Genomic DNA, 18,752 nt, shown 5'->3' on the forward strand with positions numbered 1-18,752 from the left:
GAATGGGAAAGATCGATATCATTCCGGCAATAGATATTATTGATGGCAATTGTGTAAGGCTAAGTCAGGGCGATTACAATAGTAAAAAAGTGTACAATGAGGATCCACTTGAAGTGGCAAAGGAGTTCGAAGACCATGGAATAAGTCGATTACACCTGGTTGATTTGGACGGTGCCAAAGCAGGACAAATCATTAATTATAAGGTGCTGGAAAGAATTGCATCAAAAACCAATCTGATCATAGATTTTGGGGGAGGACTTAAAACTTCAGAAGACTTATACATTGCTTTTGAGTCTGGTGCACAAATGGTGACAGGTGGCTCAATTGCTGTGAAAAACCCTAAGGAGTTTGAAGGATGGATTGAGAAGTACGGCTCCAATAAAATAATTCTTGGAGCCGACGCGAAGGATAACAAAATTGCTGTAACTGGATGGCTCGAAGAAACCGATCAGGAACTGATACCCTACATCCAAGCCTATACTGAAAAAGGAATTACGAAAGTTATTTGCACAGATATTAGTAAAGATGGTATGCTTCAAGGACCAGCTATTGACCTTTACAAAGAAATTCTTACAGTACTACCTGAGCTGTATTTGGTAGCTAGTGGAGGTGTTAGTAATCTATCGGATATAGAAGCTTTAGCCGAAGCCAAAATACCTGCAGTGATTTTCGGAAAGGCTATTTATGAGGGTAAGATTGATTTGATGGATTTGGAGAAGTTTGTTTAGAAAAGGCAGAAGTCATAAGAACTTATTAATTATAAAAGCATGTTAGCGAAGAGAATCATTCCATGTCTCGATATAAAAAACGGTCAAACAGTCAAGGGTGTCAAGTTCGTCGAGATTAAAGAAGTTGGTGACCCGGTTGAACTCGGTGCTCTTTATGCCGAACAAGGGGCCGACGAACTAGTCTTTCTGGATATCACGGCTACACACGAAGGACGAAAAACATTTGTTGATTTAGTAAAACGAATTGCACAAAACATTAATATACCATTTACCGTAGGAGGTGGAATTAGTGAGCTGAGTGATGCCGATGCCCTTTTAAATGCTGGTGCTGATAAAATATCAGTTAATTCATCAGCTGTTCGTAATCCGCAATTGATAAATGACTTAGCTCAGAACTTTGGAAGTCAGTTTGTGGTTGCCGCCATTGATGCGAAACACCAGCAAGGCAATGATTGGGTAGTGACCGTTAACGGAGGTCGTATTCCAACAGATAAGTTATTATTTCCATGGGCCAAGGAATGTGAAGAACGTGGAGCTGGTGAGATATTGTTTACCAGTATGGATCATGATGGTGTAAAGCAAGGGTTTGCCAATGAAGCTTTAGCGAAGATGAGCAACCTACTTAGTATTCCGATTATAGCATCGGGAGGAGCGGGTGCAATGGAGCACTTTAAAGATGTATTTACTCATGGTAAAGCAGATGCCGGATTGGCCGCAAGTATATTTCACTTCAAAGAGATCCCAATCCCAGAGTTAAAGGCCTACTTAAATAAAGAAGGAATTCCCATGCGCTTATAAGCTTCTAGAGGTTAGAGGCTTGAGGCTAGAAGTTAGCTCTTTAAAAACAACACCTATGAAGAACTATAAAAAGCTTAAGATTTGGCAACAAGGAATTCAAATTGTAAAGAAGACATATGAATTAACAAAGAAGTTGCCCGAAAGCGAAAAATACAATCTCATTTTACAAATGAATAGAGCTTCTGTCTCGATTCCATCAAACATTGCTGAAGGAAGCAGTCGGAAAAGTGATAAAGATTTCAATCGTTTCTTGCAAATAGCTTTAGGAAGTAGCTTTGAATTAGATACGCAATGTGAGGTAGTTAAAGAGCTTTATGTTGGTTTCGATAAAGAGCTTGAAGAATTGCAAAATAAAGTTGATGAAGAATGTCGGATGATACAAGGTTTTATTAATAAGATAACCGAGAATAATTAATATATAAAATGATTGCTGGGAGCTAGTTTCTAGCCTCTAGCTTCTAATAGCTAAAAACATGAATTTTCAAAAACTAGGAAACGAACTAATTCCAGCCATCATACAAGATGCCACCACCAATAAAGTATTGATGCTAGGTTTTATGAATGAAGAAGCCTATGAAAAGACGAAGCTAGATAGAAAAGTAACTTTCTATTCGCGAACAAAGCAACGACTTTGGACCAAAGGAGAAGAGTCTGGTAACTTTTTAAATGTAGTATCAATGGCTGTCGATTGCGACGATGATACCTTATTGATTAAGGTAAATCCTGTTGGGCCAACTTGTCACAAAGGCACGGATACTTGCTGGGGTGAAGAGAATAAAGCGGATGATGTACAGTTTTTAAAAACCTTGCAGGATTTTATTGATAAGCGCAAAGAAGAAATGCCCGAAGGCTCATACACCACCAAGCTATTTACCAAAGGTGTAAGAACCATCACCCAAAAAGTTGGCGAGGAAGCCATTGAAACTGTAATTGGAGCCATGGCCAACGATGACGAAAACTTCTTGTATGAAGGCGCTGATCTATTATATCACTTGATAGTATTGTTAACACACAAAGGCTACCGTATTGAGGATTTAGCTCGCGAACTAAAAAGCCGACATAAGTAAAGTGAATCCACTTGGTATAATTAATAAGTATTACGATGAAGGTAGCCCTCTGTGGGTTACCTTAACCGAACATAGTAAAGCCGTTCGTGATAAGGCACTGGATATTATTTCGAATCATCCGGAACTCAATGCAGATGGTTTATTTGTGTCTGAGGCTGCTATGTTACACGACATTGGCATCTTTTTGACCAAGGCACCCGATTTGCATTGTAATGGAACATATCCATACATCTGCCATGGTTATTTGGGGCGAGAACTGCTTGAAAAGGAAGGTTACCCCTTACATGGTTTGGTTTGTGAGCGCCATACAGGTACAGGCCTCTCCGTTATAGATATTCAACAGCAGAATCTTCCAATACCACACCGCGAAATGGTGCCTGTTTCCATCGAAGAACAAATCATTTGTTTTGCTGATAAATTCTATAGTAAAAGTCGTGAGTTAACTAAAGCCAAAAGCATTGATAAAATCATTAAGTCAATGCGAAAACATGGCGAGCATCAGTCGCAGAAGTTTGAAGAGTGGTGTGGGTTGTTTTTGTAATTAGCTTACAAATCGCATATTTTCTTGAATCCAATCGCCTATAAAAGGCACTTTGCTGAATTTACCCTGAATGGCACCAATTAAGCCAATCAACCAAAGCGCAAAAACGCATATCCCAACAATATTGCCAATAAATCCCAATGATATAGTTGTCAATATAATTTTGGCAAATGAGGCTACAAATGATAACACCATAATACCAAATGATTGGCGCAGGTGAAACAAGCCTAATTCACTTTTAGGGTTCTCGTTTTGACGAAGTATTAAAGCAATAATCCATCCAATAATGGTGATATAGCTCACTGTGGAAATCAATCGACTTTGGTCTTGCATATTATTAGGTTTTGATATTGAATGAAGCAAAGTAACTAAAAGTTGTTTAATTTTTATTCTAACTACTTGTGTTTGTTGTTTATTAAACACAACTTTGTATCATTATGATGACAATGAGCAATATATATTCATATCCGACCAATAGCGTCTGCTATATCTTCTAAGAAGGTCGTCTCATTGTATCAATTCATTTCATTTCATTTTTTATTTATCAATTTATCTAAGGAGGAATTCATTATGATGACACTAGCTGTTTATCCAACTATTGTGTGCGTTTGTAACACACCCGCGTATTCGGTAAAATCATTTAATCGTTTTACAATCAGTTCAAAGTTTAGGTTACGACAAAAATTAAAGTACGATGACTAAGCAAAATAGTAGTATACTATTATCAAAGATAAATAAGAAACAATTGAGTACGATCTGGAAAGATTTTAAAGATGCCCTCGCTGGTTCATCACAGGATTACACACAAATACCACTTAATAAGGCGGTTTTTTTGTTGGCTATTCCTATGGTTTTAGAAATGGTGATGGAATCGGTATTTGCAGTAGTCGACATCTATTTCGTTGGTCGATTAGGCGCTGATGCCGTAGCAACAGTCGGAATCACCGAAAGTGTACTCACTATAATTTACGCCATTGCTTTTGGCTTGAGTATGGCAACCACGGCTTTAGTATCAAGGCGAATAGGCGAAAAAAACAGAAGCGAAGCTTCCAAAGAGGCCATGCAGGCTATAATTACAGGTTTTGTAATCTCGGTGGTTATTGCGGTGCCCGGAGTCTTTTTTGCCAAAGATTTATTGCGGCTCATGGGAGCTTCACCTGCCATTGTTGATGAATTATCGGTTTATACATCCATCATGTTCGGAGGCAATGTGGTGATTATGCTCCTGTTCATTAATAATGCTATTTTTCGTGGTGCAGGCGATGCGGCCATTGCTATGCGTATGTTGTGGATTGCTAACGGTTTAAATATCATTCTCGATCCATTATTGATTTTTGGTATTGGCCCATTCCCTGAACTAGGTGTTGCAGGTGCTGCCATTGCGACCAATATTGGCAGAGGGTTGGCGGTCATTTACCAATTGTACATTCTATGGAAAGGTAATGGTCGGGTTAATCTATCCGGATTAGCGATACGTGTTGATTGGATGCGTATCACGCATTTAGTAAAAATATCACTTGGTGGTATTGCTCAATCATTAATTGCCACTTCAAGCTGGATATTTTTAGTTCGCATCATCTCAAATTTTGGAAGTGAGGTATTAGCCGGATATACCATTGGTATCCGCATTATAATATTCTCCTTGCTTCCATCGTGGGGTTTAAGTAATGCCGCCGCCACTTTAGTTGGTCAGAATTTAGGAGCGAATCAATCTCAACGCGCCGAAAAAGCTGTTTGGGGTGTTGCGCGTATCAACCTGATATTTTTAGTGAGTTTGAGTTTTCTCTTCATTATATTTCCCGATTGGTTTGTACAGCTTTTTAGCGATGACCAGGCTGTCATTGATGCGGGTATTAAGTGTCTGCGAATAGTTGCTTATGGTTTTGGATTTTATGGTATTGGTATGGTGATGACTCAAGCATTTAATGGAGCTGGAGATACGCGAACTCCAACTCGCATCAATATTGTGGCATTCTGGATGATTGAAATACCATTGGCCTACCTTATGGCCATGCACTTAGGATTGAAAGAAGATGGTGCTTTTTATGCCATAATAATTGCCGAAGCGTGCATGACATTAATGGCTGCCTACTTGTTTAAGAAAGGTCGATGGAAGAAAGAGGCCATATAGAATTAAAACAGAGCATTTGGTAAACTATGCCAAATGTTCTGTTATTATACATCTGGTTTTTATAGATTTGAGGCTAAACAATCTGTTCTTTTCAAATCAAATCACATGAAAAATTATTTAACACTGCTGATTATGGCGATAATTTTTTCGTCTTGCTACAATTCAGATAGCAATACACAGCAAAAAGAAGTAGCTAATATAACAGCTGCTACTGTTGATGCGACAATCGACAAGTTAACAAACATGCATAATGTGGCCGATGCTGATTTATTGGCACGTGGCGTAAAGCATGCTGCATCGCTATGGCGTAATGTAGATGGTACTGAAGCTGAGTTTCAGGCTTTTTGTGAGGCATACTTTATTGCAGATGAAATGCAAAAAGAACTCATGTTTAATAAGGTCAGTCGAAACCTGGAGATTTTGTATGGTCACTTTAATAAGATTATCCTTGACTTACAACGTCCGCTTCACGAGCCAATGGGCGATATAATTGACATTGATAAAGCCTTTGGTGGCTTTAGTGCTGGTTCGCATTTAACTTCAGATTTGTATCGTAATAAACTGGCTTTTAACATAGCCTTAAATTTCCCCTATTATACACTAACTGAAAAAGAGCAGAATGCTGCCAGCTGGTCACGCAAAGAATGGGCATATGCGCGTATGGGCGATGTCTTTACTGCTCGTGTTCCAGCCGAGATTCTTCAGAACGTTTCTGAAATAAGTTCTGCCTCTGAAATGTATATTGCTAATTACAATATCTATATGGGACAATTGGTTGATGATGACATGAAAACCTATTTTCCTGAAGACATGGTATTGTTGTCGCACTGGAACTTGCGCGATGAAATTAAATCACACTATAGCAAAGGTGCAGATGGGGTTCAATTACAAGGTATGGTGTATGAAGTGATGAAGCGTATCATTAACCAAACCATTCCGCAGAAAGTGATTAATAGCGGAGAGTATCAATGGAACCCGGAAACAAATCAAACGTTCAAAGATGGGCAGCCGGTAGAACTGACGAATGAAGGAAATGATCGTTACCAGCAAATCATCAATAATTTTCACGCTATGCGTCAGATGGATGAGTTTTCGCCATTAAATACAGCTGTTAAACGCGCTTTTGCCGGAGGTATGGAAATAACTCAGGCCGATGCCGAAAAGCTCTTTACGGAATTTATGTCTTCCGAAGAACTGAAGCAAGTTGGTGAGTTAATTAAAAAACGTTTAGGTCGCGATTTAAAGCCTTGGGATATTTGGTACGATGGCTTTAAAGCACGTAGCTCAATTGATGAGGATGCCTTAAACACGATTACTCGTACACGATACCCAAATGCAAAGGCTTTGGATGATGATTTGGCAAACTTACTTTTGAAGCTTGGTTTTACTAAAGAGAAGGCTCAATTTTTATCTGATCGTATTGATGTTGATCCGGCACGCGGTTCTGGTCATGCCTGGGGAGCTTCTATGAAAGGGGAAACAGCTCATCTTCGAACAAGAATTCCTGATTCGGGCATGGATTATAAAGGCTATAATATTGCAATTCATGAATTTGGGCACAATGTTGAGCAAACAATTTCATTGTACGATGTTGATTACTACATGTTAAATGGAGTTCCAAATACTGCATTTACTGAAGCTTTAGCTTTCATTTTCCAAAAACGCGATTTGGAGTTATTGGATATGAAGAATGATAATCCGGAGAAAGACGCTTTACAAACTTTAGATAATTTCTGGTCTACATACGAAATTATGGGTGTATCATTATTGGATCAACGCATGTGGCTTTGGTTATACGCAAATCCTGATGCTACAGCAGAACAACTTAAAGTAGCAGTTGAAGACATTGCTGTTGATATTTGGAATGAATTTTATGCGCCGGTATTTGGTATTAAAGACCAGCCTATTTTAGCGATTTATTCACATATGATAAATAGCCCAATTTATTTGTCGAATTATGCCTTTGGTCACCTGATTCAGTTTCAGGTTGAGCAATATTTAAAAACAGCCGATTTTGCACCTGAAGTAGAACGTTTGTTCAAAATAGGTTCTATAACACCTAATGCCTGGATGCAGGAAAGCCTGAAGGAGGATATCTCAATCGTTTCTATTATTGAGGAAGCGGGAAAAGCTGCCGCAAATATCTCACAATAAAGAAAAAACATGATAAAAAAAAGGTAAGCCAATGCGGCTTACCTTTTTTTATGGGTTTAATATTGTAGATGAATTAGTCAATGGCTAATTCAATCATCTTTTGTAGTTTCTTTCTGCCAAAGAAAATGCGGCTTTTTACTGTACCAATCGGCATTTCTAACTGCTCAGCAATTTCTTTGTATTTATAGCCTTCCATATGCATGGTTAATGGCTGTTTAAATTCACCTTCAAGCTTACCCATTTGTGTTCTTATTTCACCAGTGTAGTGAATCACATCAGGTGTGTCAACCGTGTAATACTTATTAGAGAGGTAATTAACTTCATCTACCAACATTGGTGCCTGACGCATTTTGTACTTTCTGCGATAATTGTTAATAAACGAATTGCGCATAATCGTGTGCATCCATGCCGAGAAGTTGGTGTTCATCACAAATTTTTCGCGTGATGATAAGGCTCTGAAATTTGTTTCTTGTACTAAATCGTGGGCATCTTCTTCGTTAGCCGTTAATGTAAGAGCATAGCTAAACATTTTCTGTTGAAGCCCCAATAATCGATGGTTAAATTGTTCTGCGGTCATCTTTTTGGGTTTTTGTTTAACAATTCTGATTTCTTTCGACACAATTATTCGGGTGTTCAACAATTGTATTTTTAAAAATCAGATATAATTTAGTTAATATTGTTCTTTAATGCAACTGATTCTCTGTATTTCAATATTAAAAGGCAAAGAGGTAATTAAATACTCAAATACAAAGTAAAGATGAACAAAATCGTTTTAACTTCCAAATTTGTTTAATGAATTTCGAGGTCAATTAATCACATTTAACCATTTAGTAAGGATTAATTTGAATATTTAACTCATTAATAATCAGTTTTAAATGATTGTTAAGTGAAAAATTTAATTTTTTTTCACATTTATTGAAAAGAATTAAATGACTTAATCGGTTGTATTTATTGTTTGGTAAAAGCGACATTTATCGTGTTTTGTTCTACTAAAAGTGAGTATTTTGCTCTTGCAATAGAGAAGTTGATTAGAAGAAGAATGAAAGTTTTTAAAAAGATTTATGAGTTTTATTTAGAGGGATTTAAAAGTCTTTCACCTTGGGCGCGTACTTTATGGGTAATTATCTTAGTGAAGCTGTTCATTATGTTTGCCATCTTAAGATTGTTCTTTTTTAGGGATACACTTAAAAACAGGTACGATACTGATGAAGAGCGCGCCAATCATGTCATCGAAGAATTAATTAGTCAGTAATCACATATATTAAGAAATGTTAGAGAACATTGATTTGTCGCTCGTCAATTGGTCGAGGGCTCAATTTGCACTCACAGCCATGTTCCATTGGTTGTTTGTTCCACTTACTTTGGGACTCAGTTTTATAATCGCCTTTATGGAGACGATGTATGTTAAAACCGGAGATCAGGAATGGAAGCGGATCACAAAATTCTGGATGAAACTCTTTGGGATTAACTTTGCCATTGGTGTTGCTACCGGCATTATTCTGGAATTCGAATTTGGTACCAACTGGTCAAATTACTCCTGGTTTGTTGGTGATATTTTTGGGGCACCTTTAGCTATTGAAGGTATAATGGCCTTCTTTATGGAAAGTACCTTTATAGCTGTTATGTTTTTTGGGTGGGATAAAGTGAGTAAGAGGTTTCACCTGACTGCTACATGGCTAACAGCTGCCGGTGCTAATCTATCAGCATTATGGATACTTGTAGCAAATGCCTGGATGCAAAATCCGGTAGGTATGAGGTTTAATCCGGAAACAGCCCGTAATGAGATGGAAAGTTTTTGGGATGTTTTCTTATCACCTAGTGCTGTTACAAAATTTTTGCACACGACAACATCGGGCTACGTGCTAGCCGCTGTTTTTGTCGTTGGAATAAGTAGTTGGTTTTTATTAAAGAAGAGACATGTTTTGTTTGCAAAACGAAGCATTGTTATTGCTGCAATTTTTGGTTTTGTTTCTTCGGTGATGCTAGTGGCATCTGGTGATGGGTCTGCTCGTGATGTTGCGAAAACACAGCCGATGAAATTTGCGGCCATGGAATCTCTTTATGAAGGACAAACACAGGCACCCCTTATTGCAATCGGTTTATTTGGTAAAGAGCATGATGATCCTATGCATCGTGGTTCTGATCAGGAGTTCTTAATGAAAATTGAGATTCCTAACATGTTATCATATCTGGCTTTTCTTAAAGTAGATGCTTTTGTACCAGGTATTAAAGATTTGGTACTTGGTAATGAAGAATACAATATCATGTCATATAAAGAGAAGATATTGCGTGGCTATGAAGCACAACAAACGCTCAGAGCCTTTAAAGATGCAAAAGGGCATGACGATGCTGAGCACGCACGACTAAAGGCAAAATTCGATGATAAAGAATGGCTTGATAATTATTTCCGATATTTTGGCTATGGAAATTATTATGATCCTAATCCAGAGCAACTTGAACTAAATGCGTTTAAAATAGTACCACCTATCTCCTTATCATTCTATGCATTCCACATAATGGTAATTTTGGGCGGACACTTTATGTTGTTGTTTATGGTGGTGCTTTGGTTGATTTATCGTAAAAAACTGGAATCAAACAAAGTAGTGCTTTATACGGCATTGTGGACCATTCCTCTTGCATACATAGCCAGTCAGGCAGGTTGGATTGTTGCTGAAGTAGGTCGTCAACCTTGGGTTATTCAGGACCTAATGCCTACTATGACTGCAGTTTCGAAGATAGACACTAGTTCAGTAATGATAACGTTCTGGTTGTTTACAATCACATTTGTAGCATTGGCAGTGGCCGAAGTGAAGATAATGGTAAAACAAATTAAAAACGGACCTAAAGAAGGAGGGCACAAGTAATGTTTGGAGATTTATCACATTTAGCTTTACAGCAATACTGGTGGATAATCGTATCGCTACTAGCTGCCTTACTTGTTTTTCTAATGTTTGTACAAGGCGGGCAAACATTGATTTATACAATTGGTAAAACGAACATGGAACGTACCATATTGGTAAACACACTCGGACGAAAATGGGAGTTTACTTTTACAACATTGGTAACATTCGGAGGTGCTTTTTTCGCTTCGTTCCCTTTATTCTATAGTACAAGCTTTGGAGGTGCTTACTGGGTTTGGATGGCTATTTTGTTTGCATTTGTACTACAGGCCATCGCCTATGAGTTTCGGTCGCGACCAAATAATGTGTTTGGAGCACGTACCTATGAAACCTTCTTATTAATTAATGGCTTATTAGGTACTATTCTGATTGGAACAGCAGTAGCAACATTTTTTACAGGTTCGGCATTTTCGGTCAATGACATGAATCAGTCGCAATGGGAATTAAAATCGCATGGCTTAGAGGCGGCGCTTAATCTGCATAACCTATCTTTAGGATTAGCAGTGTTCTTTTTAGCGAGGGTACTTGGGCTAATGTATTTTATGAATAGTGTTAAGCACGATGAGGTATTTCGCAGAGCTAAAAAGCATTTGCTTATCAATACCATTCCATTTTTGGTTTTCTTTTTGACTTTTGTGGTTTGGTTAATGCTACGCGATGGTTTCGCAGTTAATCCAGAAACTAAGGAAGTTCTGATGGAACCCTATAAATATTTCAGAAATTTACTTGCTATGCCCTTAGTGTTGATTTTATTTCTACTTGGTGTTGTAGGTGTTTTATTAGGAATTGGAGCAAGTATTTTGCGCAATGATTGTACAAAGGGTATCTGGGCATCAGGAATTGGAACTGTATTAACAGTATTCAGTATGTTTTTGATTGCAGGCTTTAACAACACGGCATTTTACCCTTCGACCTATGATTTGCAGAGTTCGTTAACGATTGAAAATTCATCTTCGAGCCATTTTACTTTAACAGCTATGAGCTACGTGTCCTTAATGGTTCCTTTTGTTTTTGGCTATATCTGGTATGTTTGGAAAGCCATGAATAATAAACCAATTGATGAAGATGAGATGAAATCAGGTGATGTTCACGTTTATTAATTTGATGAATTATGAAATATTTACATGAGATATTATGGTATCTGGCTTTGCCACTTACAATTGTGGTGAGCTATTATTCAGTGTTATTTGGCCTCAAGAAATTTGAGAAACTAAACCAAAAGCAAGAAGAAAAAGATAATCAATAGAAACAAAAAACCCGGTGCGAATAACACCGGGTTTTTTATTTAAATATTATGAGTTTTTATTTTATACCAAGTATCCATTTGGCTGTTGAAACAAGTATATAATATAAAATAACTGCAGCTATTCCTCCCACACCTAACAATGCAATAAATACAATTGCCAGAAATAACAATACAAAGCGTTCCTTATTTTCAGCCCATTTCATGTTTTTAAACTTCAGCGAAAACATTGGTACTTCACTAATGAGCATCGCACAGAAAAAGCCTATCATTATAAGAATGAATGTTGGTGACAGCCATGTAAACCAATCCGGCGTCTCTATAAACTTATAGGCAAATGCAGCCGTGAAAATCCCTGTAGCGGTAGTGGTTAACCCCAGGAAGCTCTCTGTTTGACGCGTGTCAATATTGAATTTGGCCAGACGAAGGGCTGCAAAAGCAACCATTGTAAAAGGCAATAAGGTTAATACCTGTTGCGGCAACGATAAAGTAAAAAAGTCTGTATCATAGCTTCCAGTTAATTGATACTTTATGATTGTTGACCAAATAGCTGCCGGAGCAGCGCCAAAACTAATTAAGTCGGCCAGTGAGTCAAGCTCTTTTCCCATCTCGCTATAAGCCTTAAGTGCTCTCGCGGCAAATCCATCGCTAAAATCAAATAATGCACCGGCAAAAATCAGCCATAAGGATAGGTCGATGCTGGCATTTAAGGCAAAAAAGATGGCTAATGTACCGCATAATACATTTAGGCTGGTTAAAAAATTAGGAATATGCTGCTTTATTTCCATTGTTGTACGTTTTAATATATCAGGCTTATACTTCTTATCTAGAATCGAATTTTTATTAATTGGAATTGTTTGTCGAAAGTAAAGCAAACAAAAGTGGATTCAAAATTTCACACTCATCATATCTATGTTATCATTAATTGTGGTGAGGGCGTATTTGGTAAAAGAAAAAGGTAATCCATTACTTATTTATTTTGTGTTTTAAGCGTTCGTTTTATTTTTGACTGTTGAAAAACAAAATGAACAAATTATATGGACAGATGATTTATCGGTAAATAGCACTGTAATTGATAATGAGCACAAACAGCTATTTGCGCTGATTGATAACTTTTATAAGGGGATTAAAGACAATTCACCTAAAAAGAGGCTTGAAGAGCTAATTCTTGGCCTGGTTGATTATACCAAAACTCATTTCGCTAATGAAGAAGAATATATGGCTAGAATGAATTACCCGAATTTGTCTGAACACAAGGAATTGCATCAGTCATTTGTTGCTAAAGTAAGTAGTTACTAAGAACGCCTGCGCGGTGAAAAATTGATTTTATCCATTGAGGTAACTAATTTTTTGAAGGATTGGCTGGTGAATCATATAAAAGGCTCTGACCAGCAATATGCAGCATTTGAGCGCTCTTTCAAAAGCTGATATATGTCAATTAACTTTTAATTAATATGATTTATTTGCTAATATATTTGTAATTGTAAATAATGACACTACATTTGTATCGGATTAAACATTAAGACATGACAAATTTTATACATCACCATCATCATTATAACTTCCAAAACTGGTAGGCGGTGCTTGATGTGTAAAAAATAAAATATCAACAAAGGCTTATCAGAAATGATAAGCCTTTTTTTATTTAAAATAGACAATGACAACATTACAATTTCATATTCACCATCATCATTACTTATTCATCCGGATGAGCTGATTGTGGTATCTGAAATTGACAACTTACAAGGCTTATCCATAATGGGTAAGCCTTTTTTTAGCTATAAATTAATAAACAAACATAACATGGAAACTAAGTTAAGAATTGCTCTGCAGAAGAAAGGTCGTTTAAACGAAGACTCAATGAAATTAATGAAAGAAGCCGGCATAAAGTTTAATGTTGGAAGTGGAAAACTGGTGGCTTCATCTCCTAATTTTCCAATTGAGGTATTGTTTTTACGCGATGATGATATACCACAAACAGTAGCCGATGATGTAGCTGACATAGGGATTGTTGGTGAAAACGAAATGGCCGAAAAAGGATTTGAGTTGAAAATTGCCAAACGCTTAGGTTTTAGTAAGTGCCGCTTATCATTGGCCATACCTAAGGCTGAAGATTATACAGGACTGCAATTCTTTGAAGGAAAGAAAGTGGCTACTTCATATCCGGTTATTTTAGAAAAGTATTTTAAAGAGCAGAAGGTTAATGCCGAAATTCACGAGATTGCTGGTTCGGTTGAGATTGCACCTGGCATTGGCTTGGCCGAAGGTATATTTGATATCGTAAGTTCGGGAAGTACGCTTGTAGCCAATCGCCTGAAAGAAGTAGAAGTGGTGATGAAGTCAGAGGCCTTGTTAGTAGCTGGTGCTAATCTTTCACCAGAGAAGCAGGCACTGTTAGATGAGATGCTTTTTAGAATCGAATCTGTAATGGCTGCTAATTCAAACAAATACATTTTAATGAATGTGCCGAACGATAAGATAGATGAGATTGTTAAAATACTACCAGGCATGAAAAGCCCAACTGTTTTACCATTGGCCGAAAGTGGATGGAGTTCAGTACACTCGGTGATTAAGGAGAAAAAGTTTTGGGAGATTATTGGACAACTCAAAGCGCTAGGTGCCGAAGGTTTACTCGTTGTTCCTATTGAGAAAATGATTCTATAAAACCCAAGGTCTAAGACAATTTCAATGTGTAATTTCCCTTGAATGGGAATAGCTAAAAGCTAGCAGCCAGAAGCTATCAGCTAATATTAAAAAGATGCAAAAAGTACTTTATCCCCCAAAAGAAGAATGGCAAAAGTTGTTGGAACGCCCCGACAATGGCTTGGAAGATGTTTATGATACAGCACGTGGTGTTTTGGAAGATGTGAAACGCAACGGAGATCCTGCTCTTAAAAAGTATACCCGTTTGTTTGATGGTGTTGAGTTAACAAATCTTGAAGTATCGCAGGCCGAAATTGATGACGCTTGCATGCAAGTTAGTAGTGACCTCAAGAATGCGATTCTAGTTGCCAAACAAAATATTGAAACATTTCACATAGCGCAAAAAGTTAACAAAGAGGTAGTGGAAACCATGCCAGGCGTTAAATGCTGGCAAAAATCTATCGCCATCGAAACGGTTGGTTTATACATTCCTGGTGGAACGGCACCTTTGTTTTCTACTGTCCTGATGTTAGGCATTCCGGCAAAGATTGCAGGCTGTAACGAAGTGGTTTTATGTACGCCGGCAGATAAAAGTGGAAAGGTAAATCCTGCTATTCTGTATGCTGCATCACTGGTGGGTGTTAATCGTATTTTTAAGTTAGGTGGTATTCAGGCAATTGGTGCCATGGCTTACGGGAGTGAGTCGGTGCCTTCTGTTTCGAAAATATTCGGACCAGGTAATCGATTTGTAACAGCTGCCAAGCAGTTGGTAAGCTTAAAAGATGTGGCCATTGATATGCCAGCCGGGCCTTCGGAAGTGATGGTACTGGCCGATGATAGTGCTGATGCTGCTTTTATTGCATCTGACTTATTGTCGCAGGCTGAGCATGGCGCTGATTCGCAAGTGATTTTTGTGACAGATAAAGAAAGTTTGCTGGTTGAGGTGGAGCAGGAAGTTGAAACGCAATTGGCGGAACTGCCACGACAGGAAATAGCCGCTAAAGCACTTGATAATAGTCGTTTGATTGTACTCAAAAGTACTGATGAAATGCTAGAGATGTGTAATGATTATGCCCCGGAACACTTAATCATCTCCATGCGCAATGATGAGGAATTAGCTAATAAGGTGGTAAATGCCGGTTCTGTATTTTTGGGCAACTACTCGCCTGAGAGTGCTGGTGATTATGCCTCAGGAACCAATCACACTTTACCAACGCATGGTTATGCCAATGCATTTAGCGGTGTTAATCTCGATAGTTATACCAAGAAGATAACCTATCAGAAAATTAGTGCATTTGGTTTGGCTAAGCTTGGTCCATCCATTGAAGTAATGGCAGAGGCTGAGCAATTAATGGCGCATAAAAATGCAGTGTCTATCCGCTTAAAGAAAATGAATAATAGTTAAGACATCAGGCACTACATGATTTACAGCTTATAAATAGTCTTGGAATTGATGCTTTAATATAGATACTTAAACAATGAAACCACTTAATCAACTCATACGACCCAATATTAAGAACCTCAAGCCATACTCGTCAGCGCGTGACGAGTACACTGGCGAAGCAGCTGTTTTTCTGGATGCCAATGAGAATCCTTTTAATCAGCCATATAACCGTTATCCCGATCCATATCAGCGAAAGGTGAAACAGAAAATCTCTGAATTTAAAAGCGTATCAGATACAAATATATTTCTGGGAAATGGCAGCGATGAGCCTATTGATCTACTCTTTCGCGCATTTTGCGAGCCGGGCATCGATAATGTGGTGTCTATCGATCCAACATACGGCATGTACCAGGTAGCGGCAGATATTAATAATGTAGAGGTTCGCCGGGTATTGCTGACTGACGAATTTGAGTTGGACGTTGAGGGCTTGCTAAGAGCTTGTGATGATAATACGAAGCTGCTGTTTATTTGCTCACCCAACAATCCTACTGGTAATTGCTTTAGGAAAGTAGATATTTTGGATTTGCTCAGACGTTTTGATGGAATAGTTGTGCTCGACGAGGCATATATCGATTTTGCTCCGGAGAAAAGCTTGTTGTCCAAATTGTCTGATTATTCTAACCTGGTTATCTTACAAACCTTTTCGAAGGCTTGGGGCATGGCGGGTATTCGCTTGGGAATGGCCTTTGCATCAAGTGATATTGTTGAGGTGTTGAGTAATATCAAGTACCCTTATAATATCAATGTTCTCACACAAGAAAAAGCCTTGGAGCTATTAGACAATGAAAGCAACAAACAATATTGGGTGAGTCAATTATTGGCTGAGCGCGATAATATGCAGGTCGCATTAGCCGACTTAAGTTTTGTTGCAAAAGTATATCCATCTGATGCGAATTATTTATTGATAAAGGTCAATGAACCAAAAGCTGTGTATGACTTCCTGGTGAGCAAACAGATAATCATTCGCGATCGTTCGTCGGTTTCGTTGTGCGAGGGTTGTTTAAGAGTTACCATTGGTCAGCCTGCTGAGAATAGCTTGTTATTGGAGGCATTAACGATGTTTGAAAAATAGACATATGTATCAGGCCTTAAGATTGTATGCAGTTTTTAATCATCTTAATACTTGATACTTCATCTTGATACTTATTAAAATGAAAAAAATACTCTTTATAGATCGCGACGGAACGCTAATTCTGGAACCTCCTGTAGATTTTCAGGTCGATAGTTTGGAGAAATTGGAATTTTATCCGGGTGTATTTCAGAATTTATCGAAGGTGGTTGATTTGTTGGATTTTGAACTGGTGATGGTGACCAATCAGGATGGACTTGGCACTGATTCCTTTCCCGAGGATACTTTTTGGCCTGCTCAAAACAAGATGCTTAAGGCTTTAGAAAACGAGGGGATAACCTTCTCTGATATATTGATTGATCGTTCGTTTCCCGAGGATAATGCCCCAACGCGTAAACCACGAACAGGTCTGTTAAGCAAATATATTGATGGCGATTACGATTTGGCCAATTCTTTTGTGTTGGGCGACCGGATTACCGATGTTGAGTTAGCCAGTAACCTGGGATGTAAAGCTATTTTTCTAAAAGAAGAGCAAGCTGCAGCTTCTGAGTTGACACAATCATCTTTGACTGAAGCTTGTGCGCTGGCATCAACCAGCTGGAGTGCTATTGCCAATTTCTTATTTTCGACTGAACGCTCTGCAAGCATTGAACGCAATACAGCTGAAACCAAGATTAAGGTCGATATCAATCTGGATGGAAAAGGAATCTGTAACATAGATACTGGTCTCAACTTTTTTGACCATATGCTAGAGCAGATTGGTCGTCACTCAGGTTGTGATTTAACCATTATAGTAGATGGCGATCTGCAGGTAGACGAGCATCATACCATTGAAGATACGGCCATCGTTTTGGGTGAAGCCATTAAAAAAGCCTTGGGCGATAAACGAGGCATTGAGCGATATGGTTTTTACTTACCTATGGACGATTGTCTGGCACAAGTGGCCCTGGACTTTGGTGGACGCTCATGGTTAGTATGGGAAGCTGACTTTAAGCGAGAGATGATTGGCGATATGCCTACCGAAATGTTCTATCATTTCTTCAAGAGTTTCGCTGATGCGGCTGCCTGTAACTTGAATATCAAAGCCGAAGGCCGAAATGAACACCATAAAATAGAAGGTATCTTTAAAGCTTTAGCTAAGGCAATTAAAGCGGCCATTCGTAAAGACCCGTACAATAATCGTTTGCCCAGTACAAAAGAAATGTTGTAAAGTCAAGATGATACTTATCATATAAAAAGTTTGAGATAGTATGAAGTGTATTGTTTAATTTACTGGTGTAATTATTAACTATTTAAATTTTAAACAATGCAAGAAAACACTTTTGACCTACAGTTAACCGATGAAGAGAAAGCAACCATTAAGCAAGCCTTAGCGGATTTAAACAATGTACTAATGCCTAAGTTGGCTGTTTTAAATAAAGGCGACAAACGTGATTTATTGATTATGGGTGATAAATCGGTGGCCTTTGTTGAAAAAGCACTCGAAATATCACGTCAGGAAAATGGTTTGTTAAGTTCCTTTATTGAGCAGCAGGCTTTTGAGAGTGATGTAAATGCCATTGAAATGCTTCGTTCGTTTGAATACCAGGTAAAAGCCATTAACTCGGCCATTGACGATTCCTATGCCCTGGCAGGCAGCGAGGCTTATAAAACAGCATTAATGGTTTATAGCCTGATGAAGAATGCCGCCAAGATGGGACATCCGGGAGCCAAAGAAAAAGTAGAGGAGCTATCAGCTCGTTTTCCTGGGCGTAAAAGAACAGCTATAGCTGAATAAAGATATAGCATACCGTTATTAAAGTAAAAAGGACATGGCAACATGTCCTTTTGTTGTATCTGCTCCTATGTGATATATCTATAGAGATGCCGTCAATATACGATGAGATATCTTTGACATGACAATTAATGTTGAGCAATATGTGATTAAATGTCAATGATATCTAGCTTCATATTAATGGAAGTTGTTTAAAGTTGTCTAAGAAGAATAATGCAAAAAGCAATGATGTTTAGCGCTTTCCAATGCAATTTTTTGGT

The 18,752-nt window shown here is 38.1% G+C and carries 20 protein-coding genes; 17 read left to right on the top strand and 3 right to left on the bottom strand.

Going from position 1 to position 18,752, the window contains the following annotated elements:
* Positions 1–2 precede the first annotated feature (2 nt).
* From hisA to JIV24_RS11165, 5 genes are read left to right on the top strand one after another with little or no spacing between them, the layout of a single operon-like run.
* Positions 3–728 (top strand): 1-(5-phosphoribosyl)-5-[(5-phosphoribosylamino)methylideneamino]imidazole-4-carboxamide isomerase, encoded by a 726-nt coding sequence (gene hisA, locus JIV24_RS11145; RefSeq protein WP_200465117.1) that lies wholly within the window; start codon positions 3–5, stop codon positions 726–728.
* 39 nt (positions 729–767) lie between these two features.
* Complete coding sequence (hisF, locus tag JIV24_RS11150) at positions 768–1,526, top strand: imidazole glycerol phosphate synthase subunit HisF (RefSeq protein WP_200465118.1); 759 nt, start codon at positions 768–770, stop codon at positions 1,524–1,526.
* A gap of 55 nt (positions 1,527–1,581) precedes the next feature.
* On the top strand, positions 1,582–1,941 hold the full coding sequence (locus JIV24_RS11155) for a four helix bundle protein (RefSeq protein WP_200465119.1): 360 nt from the start codon (positions 1,582–1,584) through the stop codon (positions 1,939–1,941).
* A gap of 58 nt (positions 1,942–1,999) precedes the next feature.
* On the top strand, positions 2,000–2,593 hold the full coding sequence (gene hisIE / locus JIV24_RS11160) for a bifunctional phosphoribosyl-AMP cyclohydrolase/phosphoribosyl-ATP diphosphatase HisIE (protein WP_200465120.1): 594 nt from the start codon (positions 2,000–2,002) through the stop codon (positions 2,591–2,593).
* Position 2,594: 1 nt separating this feature from the next.
* Entirely contained in the window at positions 2,595–3,134 is a 540-nt protein-coding gene (locus tag JIV24_RS11165; protein ID WP_200465121.1) for an HD domain-containing protein, read from the top strand.
* Here the strand turns inward: JIV24_RS11165 and JIV24_RS11170 are convergent, their stop codons facing one another.
* A complete protein-coding gene (locus tag JIV24_RS11170) occupies positions 3,135–3,467 on the bottom strand; it encodes a hypothetical protein (RefSeq protein WP_200465122.1) in 333 nt (110 codons plus the stop codon).
* 361 nt (positions 3,468–3,828) lie between these two features.
* Between JIV24_RS11170 and JIV24_RS11175 the strand changes: the two genes are divergently transcribed.
* Together JIV24_RS11175 and JIV24_RS11180 are read left to right on the top strand one after the other, a co-directional pair.
* The gene (locus JIV24_RS11175) at positions 3,829–5,265 is read left to right on the top strand and encodes an MATE family efflux transporter (RefSeq protein ID WP_200465123.1); all 1,437 of its coding nucleotides are present in this window, start codon (positions 3,829–3,831) and stop codon (positions 5,263–5,265) included.
* Positions 5,266–5,370: 105 nt separating this feature from the next.
* Positions 5,371–7,419: a hypothetical protein gene (locus tag JIV24_RS11180; protein ID WP_200465124.1), complete on the top strand. Its 2,049-nt coding sequence runs from the start codon at positions 5,371–5,373 to the stop codon at positions 7,417–7,419.
* A 73-nt stretch (positions 7,420–7,492) separates the two neighbouring features.
* Here the strand turns inward: JIV24_RS11180 and JIV24_RS11185 are convergent, their stop codons facing one another.
* The gene (locus JIV24_RS11185) at positions 7,493–7,996 is read right to left on the bottom strand and encodes a sigma-70 family RNA polymerase sigma factor (RefSeq protein ID WP_200465125.1); all 504 of its coding nucleotides are present in this window, start codon (positions 7,994–7,996) and stop codon (positions 7,493–7,495) included.
* Positions 7,997–8,458: 462 nt separating this feature from the next.
* Here JIV24_RS11185 and JIV24_RS11190 point away from each other — a divergent pair, with 462 nt between their 5' ends.
* From JIV24_RS11190 to JIV24_RS22645, 4 genes are read left to right on the top strand one after another with little or no spacing between them, the layout of a single operon-like run.
* Positions 8,459–8,671 carry a DUF4492 domain-containing protein gene (locus JIV24_RS11190; RefSeq protein WP_200465126.1) on the top strand — a complete coding sequence of 71 codons (213 nt, stop codon included), beginning with the start codon at positions 8,459–8,461 and terminating at the stop codon, positions 8,669–8,671.
* A 16-nt stretch (positions 8,672–8,687) separates the two neighbouring features.
* Complete coding sequence (locus JIV24_RS11195) at positions 8,688–10,283, top strand: cytochrome ubiquinol oxidase subunit I (protein WP_200465127.1); 1,596 nt, start codon at positions 8,688–8,690, stop codon at positions 10,281–10,283.
* The gene (cydB, locus tag JIV24_RS11200) at positions 10,283–11,419 is read left to right on the top strand and encodes a cytochrome d ubiquinol oxidase subunit II (RefSeq protein ID WP_200465128.1); all 1,137 of its coding nucleotides are present in this window, start codon (positions 10,283–10,285) and stop codon (positions 11,417–11,419) included. Before JIV24_RS11195 ends, cydB begins: the two co-directional genes overlap by 1 nt.
* An 11-nt stretch (positions 11,420–11,430) precedes the next feature.
* A complete protein-coding gene (locus JIV24_RS22645) occupies positions 11,431–11,565 on the top strand; it encodes a hypothetical protein (RefSeq protein WP_262896398.1) in 135 nt (44 codons plus the stop codon).
* 56 nt (positions 11,566–11,621) lie between these two features.
* On the opposite strand, the gene JIV24_RS11205 is transcribed toward JIV24_RS22645, so the two are convergent.
* Positions 11,622–12,350 (bottom strand): CDP-alcohol phosphatidyltransferase family protein, encoded by a 729-nt coding sequence (locus JIV24_RS11205; RefSeq protein WP_200465129.1) that lies wholly within the window; start codon positions 12,348–12,350, stop codon positions 11,622–11,624.
* Between the two features lie 217 nt (positions 12,351–12,567).
* On the opposite strand from JIV24_RS11205, the gene JIV24_RS11210 reads away from it, so the two are divergent.
* The 6 genes from JIV24_RS11210 to JIV24_RS11235 all read left to right on the top strand — a co-directional run bounded on the left by JIV24_RS11210 (position 12,568) and on the right by JIV24_RS11235 (position 18,495).
* Positions 12,568–12,861 carry a bacteriohemerythrin gene (locus tag JIV24_RS11210; protein WP_234445795.1) on the top strand — a complete coding sequence of 98 codons (294 nt, stop codon included), beginning with the start codon at positions 12,568–12,570 and terminating at the stop codon, positions 12,859–12,861.
* Positions 12,862–13,188: 327 nt separating this feature from the next.
* Positions 13,189–14,226, top strand: a complete 1,038-nt coding sequence (gene hisG, locus JIV24_RS11215) for an ATP phosphoribosyltransferase (RefSeq protein WP_234445796.1) — start codon at positions 13,189–13,191, stop codon at positions 14,224–14,226.
* A 94-nt stretch (positions 14,227–14,320) separates the two neighbouring features.
* Positions 14,321–15,610 carry a histidinol dehydrogenase gene (gene hisD / locus JIV24_RS11220; protein WP_200465130.1) on the top strand — a complete coding sequence of 430 codons (1,290 nt, stop codon included), beginning with the start codon at positions 14,321–14,323 and terminating at the stop codon, positions 15,608–15,610.
* A 73-nt stretch (positions 15,611–15,683) separates the two neighbouring features.
* On the top strand, positions 15,684–16,721 hold the full coding sequence (gene hisC, locus JIV24_RS11225) for a histidinol-phosphate transaminase (RefSeq protein ID WP_200465131.1): 1,038 nt from the start codon (positions 15,684–15,686) through the stop codon (positions 16,719–16,721).
* 79 nt (positions 16,722–16,800) lie between these two features.
* Positions 16,801–17,928: a bifunctional histidinol-phosphatase/imidazoleglycerol-phosphate dehydratase HisB gene (gene hisB, locus JIV24_RS11230; protein WP_200465132.1), complete on the top strand. Its 1,128-nt coding sequence runs from the start codon at positions 16,801–16,803 to the stop codon at positions 17,926–17,928.
* A 96-nt stretch (positions 17,929–18,024) separates the two neighbouring features.
* Positions 18,025–18,495, top strand: coding sequence for a hypothetical protein (locus JIV24_RS11235; RefSeq protein WP_200465133.1), 471 nt, complete (start codon positions 18,025–18,027; stop codon positions 18,493–18,495).
* Positions 18,496–18,752: the final 257 nt, after the last annotated feature.

Source organism: Carboxylicivirga marina (genome assembly GCF_016612505.1).
In the GTDB taxonomy this organism is placed as follows: domain Bacteria; phylum Bacteroidota; class Bacteroidia; order Bacteroidales; family Marinilabiliaceae; genus Carboxylicivirga; species Carboxylicivirga marina.